At 66.5% G+C, this 7,624-nt stretch carries 5 protein-coding genes and 1 pseudogene; 4 read left to right on the forward strand and 2 right to left on the reverse strand.

All coding sequences use genetic code 11. The features are described from left to right. Positions 1–66: 66 nt before the first annotated feature. Together F6Q13_RS06135 and F6Q13_RS06140 are read left to right on the forward strand one after the other, a co-directional pair. Positions 67–969 (forward strand): SAM-dependent methyltransferase, encoded by a 903-nt coding sequence (locus F6Q13_RS06135; RefSeq protein WP_293054036.1) that lies wholly within the window; start codon positions 67–69, stop codon positions 967–969. A 4-nt stretch (positions 970–973) separates the two neighbouring features. Further along, positions 974–1,900, forward strand: coding sequence for a class I SAM-dependent methyltransferase (locus tag F6Q13_RS06140; protein ID WP_293053921.1), 927 nt, complete (start codon positions 974–976; stop codon positions 1,898–1,900). A 27-nt stretch (positions 1,901–1,927) separates the two neighbouring features. On the opposite strand, the gene F6Q13_RS06145 is transcribed toward F6Q13_RS06140, so the two are convergent. Further along, a complete protein-coding gene (locus tag F6Q13_RS06145; protein ID WP_293053924.1) occupies positions 1,928–3,319 on the reverse strand; it encodes a wax ester/triacylglycerol synthase family O-acyltransferase in 1,392 nt (463 codons plus the stop codon). A 166-nt stretch (positions 3,320–3,485) separates the two neighbouring features. Here F6Q13_RS06145 and F6Q13_RS06150 point away from each other — a divergent pair, with 166 nt between their 5' ends. Continuing rightward, positions 3,486–6,794, forward strand: a complete 3,309-nt coding sequence (locus tag F6Q13_RS06150; RefSeq protein WP_293053927.1) for an error-prone DNA polymerase — start codon at positions 3,486–3,488, stop codon at positions 6,792–6,794. Positions 6,795–6,868: 74 nt separating this feature from the next. Further along, positions 6,869–7,513 (forward strand): nitroreductase family protein, encoded by a 645-nt coding sequence (locus F6Q13_RS06155; RefSeq protein WP_293053929.1) that lies wholly within the window; start codon positions 6,869–6,871, stop codon positions 7,511–7,513. A gap of 7 nt (positions 7,514–7,520) precedes the next feature. On the opposite strand, the pseudogene F6Q13_RS06160 reads toward F6Q13_RS06155, so the two are convergent. Then, a pseudogene (locus F6Q13_RS06160) lies at positions 7,521–7,624 on the reverse strand (tRNA (uridine(34)/cytosine(34)/5-carboxymethylaminomethyluridine(34)-2'-O)-methyltransferase TrmL); the annotation flags it as partial.

The following is a 7,624-nucleotide window of genomic DNA, read 5'->3' on the forward strand; positions in this document are numbered from 1 at the left end:
CGGGTCACCCCTACCTGCCCTCACCAGCTTGTGGTCACCGTTATTTTCGTGTCAGACTGTATGGGAATGTATCGCCAAGAAAACGACACCTGGGACTTGGCGACGAGTGTAGGAGCCACTGCGACGATGGTGGCTGCGGCGCGGGCCGCGGCCAGCAACACCGACGATCCCCTGATCCATGATGCGTTCGCCGAACCGCTCGTCCGAGCGGTCGGAGTGGACTTTTACACCCGTTGGGCCGACGGCACACTCGATCTCACCGATGACGGCAGCCGCCGGGTGCTGCAGTGGTTTGTCGATCTCATGGCGGTGCGTACCCGGTACTTCGATGAGTTTCTCCAGGATGCGGCAGCGGCAGGGATCCGTCAGACGGTGATTTTGGCCTCCGGCCTCGACGCGCGCAGCTATCGGATGGCTTGGCCGGCGGGGACCACGGTGTTCGAGATCGACCAGCCGGCGGTCCTCGAATTCAAGACCGCCGTCCTGGAACGGTTGAACGTGCAGCCGACCGCCGCCCTGCGGTTCGTGCCCGTCGACCTGCGGCAGGATTGGCCCACAGCGCTGCGTCGTGCCGGGCTGGATCCCGGCCGGCCCATCGCGTGGATAGCCGAAGGCCTGCTGCCGTTTTTGCCGCCGGTTGCCCAAGATCGGTTGCTGGACGACATCACCGCGTTGAGCACCGCCGGAACCCGGCTGGCCACCGAGATCTTCGTCCCGCTGACGCGTGAGATCTTGGCACCTGTTTTGCAACGGTGGGGCGACGACGGGTTCAGCGTCGTACCGTCGGAGCTGGTGTACGACGGTGAACGCAACGACGTCGGAGCCTATCTCGGTCACCGTGGCTGGCAGTCGGTCATGACACCGCTGAGTCGGTTGTTGCAGAACCACGATCTTTCCCCGCGCCGAGATCGGTCGCCGTTGGCCGAGAGTCGCTATTACACCTGCATCCGATCCGAAGGGAACGCGTGAGCCGATGCCGAGAACCGATCACGACACCTGGGACATCACCGAAAGTGTGGGAGCGACGGCACTGGAAGTCGCCGCGGCGCGGGCGGTGGAAACCGACAGTGCTGATCCGCTGATCCGGGACCCGTTCGCGCGGATGTTTGTCGATGCGGCCGGCGAGGGCATCTGGAGTCTGTTCGCCGACCCGGCGTTGCTGGACGGCGTCGATCCGGAGGTGGCGGCGCTGGTGCGGGCAATGGTGGATTTCATGGCCGTGCGGACGGTGTTCTTCGACGAGTTTTTCCTGGCCGCTGCCCGAGCCGGCATCGCGCAGATGGTGATCCTGGCCTCGGGTCTGGATTCGCGGGTCTGGCGACTGCCGTGGCCGGACGGGATCACCGTGTTCGAGGTCGACCAGCCCCAGGTGTTGGACTTCAAGCAGGCAACGCTGCGGCGTCACGGTGCGCATCCGGCGACCAGGCTGGTGTCCGTGCCGGTGGACCTGCGGCACGATTGGCCACGGGCGCTGCGCGACGCCGGTTTCGACCCGGCCGAACCCACCGGCTGGTCGGCCGAGGGCTTGCTGCGTTATCTGACCCCGGCCGACCAGGATTCGTTGTTCGAGCGTATCCACGCGCATAGTGCCGTGGGCAGCCGGTTGGCCACCAATGCGGTCGGCGCCGAGGCGCTGGAGCCCCACCGGTTGGCCCGCCAACGCGATCGGATGCGGCGCCTGCGGTCAGCGGCCGCTCGGCTCGTCAACGCCGACGTCGTCGATGTCGAGGAACTGTGGTATCCGCAGGAGCGCACCGATGTCGGCGACTGGCTCGCCGCACACGGCTGGGACGCGTCGACGTCGACGCTGCACGAGTGGCTGGCCCGCTACGGGCGCGCCGACGAGGCCCACGACATCATGCCGAACATGTTCGTCTTCGCGCAGCGAACACGCGGCTGACGCTGGCGCGAGCCGGCAGGCACGGGTTTACTTGGCGAACAGCAGCACCGAGTCTTGGCTCAGCGCTTCCAGCCGCGCCACGGCTCGTTGGATGCCGGCGGCCAGCTGCTCCACGTCGGGCACCGCGCCGTAATCGGCGGTGATTCCGAACACCAGATCGTCGGCGTAGCTCAGTATCGCGATGCCGGTCCGCAGCTGCAAAGCGATCGGCGGGATCGGCAACAGCCGCGCCACCTGGCGGTTCATCATCCGAAGCGGCCGGGATGGTCCTTGCACGTTGGTCGCCAGCGTCACGATGCCGCGTTGCGGCAGCCGGGTCAGTAACCGAATCGCGAACGAGGACAGCACGTAGGGCAGGTAGCTGGCTGCGGACGTGACGACACTGCCGGCCTGGCGCTGGCCGCTGCGTTTGGTGCGGGTCAACCGGCTGTGCACCACCTGCAACTGGTCGATCGGATCGTCGACGTCGACGGGCAGATACGGCAGCAGCACCGAGATGCGGTTACCGGGCTGGTCGACCGTATCGGGCGAGCGAACCGAGACCGGCACCAGCGTGCGGAGTGAGTCCGGGCGAGGTTGGTCACCGCGGTGCAGCAGAACCGAGCGGAAACCCTCGGTGATCGCGGTCAACGCGACATCGTTGACGGTGACGCCGAACTTGTGGCACACCTGTTCGACGGCGGCGAACGACACGGTTACCGCGTGATAGCGACGCGACGTGCTGACCGGTCCGACCAGCGACGAGACGCCGGCGGGCCGGAGTAAGCCGGCAACGAGCTCGGCGGCACCCCCGAGCGTTCGGGCGGCGGCATCGGTGACAGTGCCGGCCGCGCGCCACAGCTCGTGCAACGGGCCGCGCGCGGGTGCGGATTGCGGTACCGGCCGCAGGTGCCGGTGCGGCCGAACGCTGCGCATCGGCTTGGGGGCCCGGCAGGCGAACACATCCTCGCCGATCTCGTCGCAGAGCCGGGCAAGCATTCGGGTCGCCGAGATTCCGTCGGCCATGCAGTGGTGGATCTTCATCAAGATCGCCCAACGGTTACCCCGGAGGCCTTCGATGACCCAGCATTCCCACAGCGGGCGGTCCCGGTCCAGGCGGCGTTCCAGCGCGTCAGCGACTACGTGAAACAATTCGGCGTCGCCGCCGGGCCGGGGGAGAGCCACCCGGCGTACGTGCCGGGCGACGTCGAATCCGGGATCGTCGACCCATTTCGGTGCGCCCACATCGAAAGGCTGAGTGCGCAGCACCTGGGTGCACCGTGGTATCTTCCGAATCCTTTCTGCCAAAACCGTTGTGAGTGCTCGATAATCGGGAGCCGCGCCGTTGATGATGGCGACCGCGCCGATCGCCAGGCTCACGTGCCGATCCGAATCCTCGGCCATCAGGAAACCCGCGTCGAGCACCGTGAGTTGATCCACGGATCACCTCCTGCTGTCGGTGGCGTTGGGTCTTGCGACCGAGTATTCCGCCAGGAAAGTGGGCGGCAGGTGGCGGTGAGATTAAATCGTGTGAACAATCTCTGTCAGTTGCGCCTCGACTCGCCCCCGGTCGCTATTCGAACACAAGTTCGATAAACTTCGAAGGGTGGGCTGGGGCAACGGACCGCCAAGCTGGGCTGAGATAGAGCGGGTGCTCGACGGTAGACCGCCGCGCCCCGGCGCGGCGGTCGCCGCCGACCCGGTAGACCCGGTTGGCCCGGTAGACACCGGCCCCCGGTCGCGCCGGCGCCGGGCCTCCCCGCCGCCGGGCGACACCGGGCGGACGCGGTCGTCGGTCGCCTACGCCGAGTTGCACGCGCATTCGGCGTTCAGCTTCCTCGACGGGGCCAGCACCCCCGAGGAACTGGTCGAGGAGGCGGCACGGCTGGGTTTGCGGGCGATCGCGCTGACCGACCACAACGGTCTTTACGGCGCGGTGCGGTTCGCCGAAGCCGCCGCGGAACTGGACATGGCTACCGTGTTCGGCGCCGAGCTGTCTTTTGCGCCCGGAGCCCGCACCGACCAGCCCGATCCGCCCGGACCGCACCTGCTGGTGCTGGCCCGCGGTCCGGAAGGCTATCGCCGGTTGTCGCGCCAGCTGGCCGCCGCTCATTTAGCCGGAGGTGAAAAAGGCAAGCCGCGGTTCGACTTCGATGCGCTGACCGACGCGGCCGGCGGCCATTGGCATATCCTGACCGGATGCCGTAAAGCCCATGTGCGTCAAGCGCTTTCCGAAGGTGGACCAGAGGCCGCCGCAGGAGCTCTGGCCGACCTGGTGGACCGGTTCGGGACCGACCGGGTCAGCGTCGAAATCACCCATCACGGTGACCCGCTCGACGACGAACGCAATGCCGTATTGGTGCAATTAGCAAACCGATTCGGCCTGGATGTGGTCGCCACCACCGGCGCGCATTTCGCCGAGCCGTCCCGTGCCCGGCTGGCGATGGCAATGGGTGCGATACGGTCCCGGCGCTGTCTGGACGAGGTGGCCGGCTGGCTGGCCCCGCTGGGCGGCTCGCATCTGCGGTCCGGGGAGGAGATGGCCCGCCAATTCGCCTGGTGTCCCCAAGCGGTAGCGGCCGCGGCCGAACTCGGTGAGCAGTGCGCCTTCGAACTGGGACTCGTCGCCCCGCAGCTGCCGCCGTTCGACGTACCGGCCGGTCATACCGAAGACAGCTGGCTGCGCGAGCTGACGATGGCCGGTGCTCGAGATCGCTACGGCCCACCCGAACGGGCCGCAGCAGCCTACGCGCAGATCGATCATGAGCTGGAAGTCATTGCCCAGCTGAAATTCTCAGGATATTTTCTGGTGGTCCACGATATCACCCGGTTCTGTCGGGAAAACAACATCCTGTGTCAGGGCAGGGGATCGGCGGCCAACTCCGCTGTCTGCTATACCCTCGGGGTCACCCCCGTCGACCCGGTGGCCAACGAGCTGCTGTTCGAGCGGTTTTTGTGCCCGGAACGCGATGGGCCGCCTGACATCGACATCGACATCGAATCGGATCAGCGGGAAAAGGTCATCCAGTACGTCTACGACAAATACGGCCGCGACTACGCGGCCCAGGTCGCCAATGTCGTCACCTACCGGAGTCGGATCGCGGTCCGCGACATGGCCCGTGCCCTGGGTTTCTCGCAAGGCCAGCAGGATGCGTGGAGCAAGCAGATCAGCCGCTGGAACGAACTGCCGTCGGACGGCCCTGAAATTCAAGGCATCCCCGGGCACGTACTCAAGCTGGCCAACCAGATCGCCAACCTGCCGCGGCACCTGGGTATCCACTCCGGCGGCATGGTGATCTGCGATCGCCCGATCGCCGACGTGTGCCCGGTGGAATGGGCCCGCATGGTCAACCGAAGCGTGTTGCAGTGGGACAAAGACGACTGTGCAGCAATTGGTTTAGTGAAGTTCGACCTGCTCGGTCTGGGTATGCTCTCGGCACTGCACTATGCCATCGACCTGGTGGCCGAGCACAAAGGCATCGAGGTGGACCTGGCCCGCCTCGACCTGTCCGAACCGGCGGTGTACGAGATGCTGGCGCGCGCCGACTCGGTCGGGGTATTCCAGGTGGAGTCGCGCGCACAGATGGCGACGTTGCCGCGCTTGCGGCCGCGGGTGTTCTACGACCTCGTGGTGGAGGTAGCGCTGATCCGTCCGGGGCCCATCCAGGGTGGCTCGGTCCACCCGTACATCCGGCGGCGTAACGGCATCGACCCGGTCGTCTATGACCATCCTTCGATGCAGCCGGCACTGCGGAAAACTCTGGGAGTGCCGCTATTTCAGGAACAGTTGATGCAGCTGGCAGTTGACTGTGCCGGATTCTCCGCTGCCGAGGCCGACCAGTTGCGGCGCGCCATGGGGTCCAAACGCTCCGCCGAGCGGATGCGGCGGCTGCGTGACCGATTCTACCGTGGTATGCGCCAACTGCACGGCGCGCCCGACGAAGTGATCGATCGGGTGTATGAAAAACTCGAGGCCTTCGCTAATTTCGGTTTTCCGGAGAGCCACGCGCTGAGCTTCGCGTCGCTGGTGTTCTACTCGGCGTGGTTCAAGCTGCACCATCCGGCGGTGTTCTGCGCGGCGCTGCTGCGTGCCCAGCCGATGGGTTTCTATTCCCCGCAGTCGTTGGTGGCTGACGCTCGCCGGCATGGCGTGAAGGTGCACGGGCCCGACGTCAACGCCAGCCTGGCGTACGCCACGGTCGAGAACGCCGGCACCGAGGTGCGTCTCGGCCTGGGCAGTGTTCGTCACATCGGTGATGAGCTGGCCGAGAGGCTGGTGGCCGAACGGAATGCGCACGGTCCGTTCGTTTCGTTGCTGGATTTGGCTTCGCGGGTTCAGCTTTCGGTGCCTCAGGCCGAAGCGTTGGCCACCGCCGGGGCGATGGGCTGCTTCCGGCTCTCCCGCCGGGAGGCGCTGTGGGCGGCCGGCGCGGCCGTCACCGGGCGCCCTGACCGCTTGCCGGGGGTGGGTTCGTCGTCGCACATCCCGGTGTTGCCGGGGATGAGTGAGCTGGAGCTGGCCGCCGCCGATGTGTGGGCCACCGGAATCTCCTGCGACAGCTACCCTATCCAGTTCTTGCGATCGGATCTGCAGGCGATGGGGGTGCTGCCCGCCGAGAAGTTGTCAGCCGTACCCGACGGCGATCGGGTACTGATCGCCGGGACGGTGACGCATCGACAGCGGCCGGCCACGGCCCGCGGGGTGACGTTTCTCAACCTCGAGGACGAGACCGGGATGGTCAACGTGCTCTGCACGCCCGGGGTGTGGGCGCGGCACCGCAAGCTGGCGCAGACGGCGTCGGCGCTGTTAATCCGCGGTCAGGTCCAAAACGCCAGCGGTGCAGTCACCGTCGTGGCCGATCGAATGGCCGAGCTGACGCTGGCGGTCGGATCGAAGTCTCGAGACTTCCGCTGACACCGCGAAAGTGCAACTGCGACGCGTCTACTTGCGTGGAATGCACTTTCGCGGCGAAGAGATAGTCTGCGGACATGACCCTTGATCTGTCCGTCGACGAAGTCCTCACCACTACCCGGTCGGTGCGTAAACGCCTCGACCTCGACAAGCCGGTGCCCCGTGAGGTGCTGATGGAATGCCTCGAGCTGGCATTGCAGGCGCCCACCGGCTCCAATGCCCAGGGTTGGCAATGGATCTTCATCACCGACACTGACAAGAAAAAGGCGATCGGCGACATCTACCTGCGCAACGCCGAGCACTACCTGCGTCAGCACAATCCGCAGTACCCCCAGGGCGACATCCGCGCCGAGCGGATGCCGTTGGTCAGGGACTCGGCGATGTATCTGGCCGAGCACATGCACGAGGCGCCGGTGCTCATGATCCCGTGCCTGCAGGGCCGGGTGGACGAGGACCCGACGCTCGGCGCGTCGTTCTGGGCGTCGCTGTTCCCGGCGGTCTGGAGTTTCTGCCTCGCGCTGCGCTCGCGCGGGCTCGGCTCGTGCTGGACGACGCTGCACCTGATCGGCGGCGGCGAGAAGCAGGCCGCCGAAGTACTCGGAATCCCCCACGACGAATACAGCCAGGGCGGACTGTTTCCGATCGCCTACACCAAGGGCACCGATTTCCGGCCGGCCAAGCGGTTGCCGGCCGAGACCGTGACGCACTGGAACAGTTGGTAGCGCCCGGCTAGCGCGCCTCGCTGAATCCGTGCTGGCGCCAGGCCTCATAGATCGCGACCGCCGCCGCGTTGGCCAGGTTCAGCGACCGGCGCCCGGCCAGCATCGGAAAAT

It is taken from the genome of Mycobacterium sp., from assembly GCF_008709575.1.
Classification (GTDB): Bacteria; Actinomycetota; Actinomycetes; order Mycobacteriales; family Mycobacteriaceae; genus Mycobacterium.

Bases quoted from the DNA above. Each gene is read 5' to 3' on its own strand.
- F6Q13_RS06135 (WP_293054036.1), top strand. From the start codon at position 67: ATGTATCGCCAAGAAAACGACACCTGGGACTTGGCGACGAGTGTAGGA.
- F6Q13_RS06140 (WP_293053921.1), top strand. From the start codon at position 974: ATGCCGAGAACCGATCACGACACCTGGGACATCACCGAAAGTGTGGGA.
- F6Q13_RS06155 (WP_293053929.1), top strand. From the start codon at position 6,869: ATGACCCTTGATCTGTCCGTCGACGAAGTCCTCACCACTACCCGGTCG.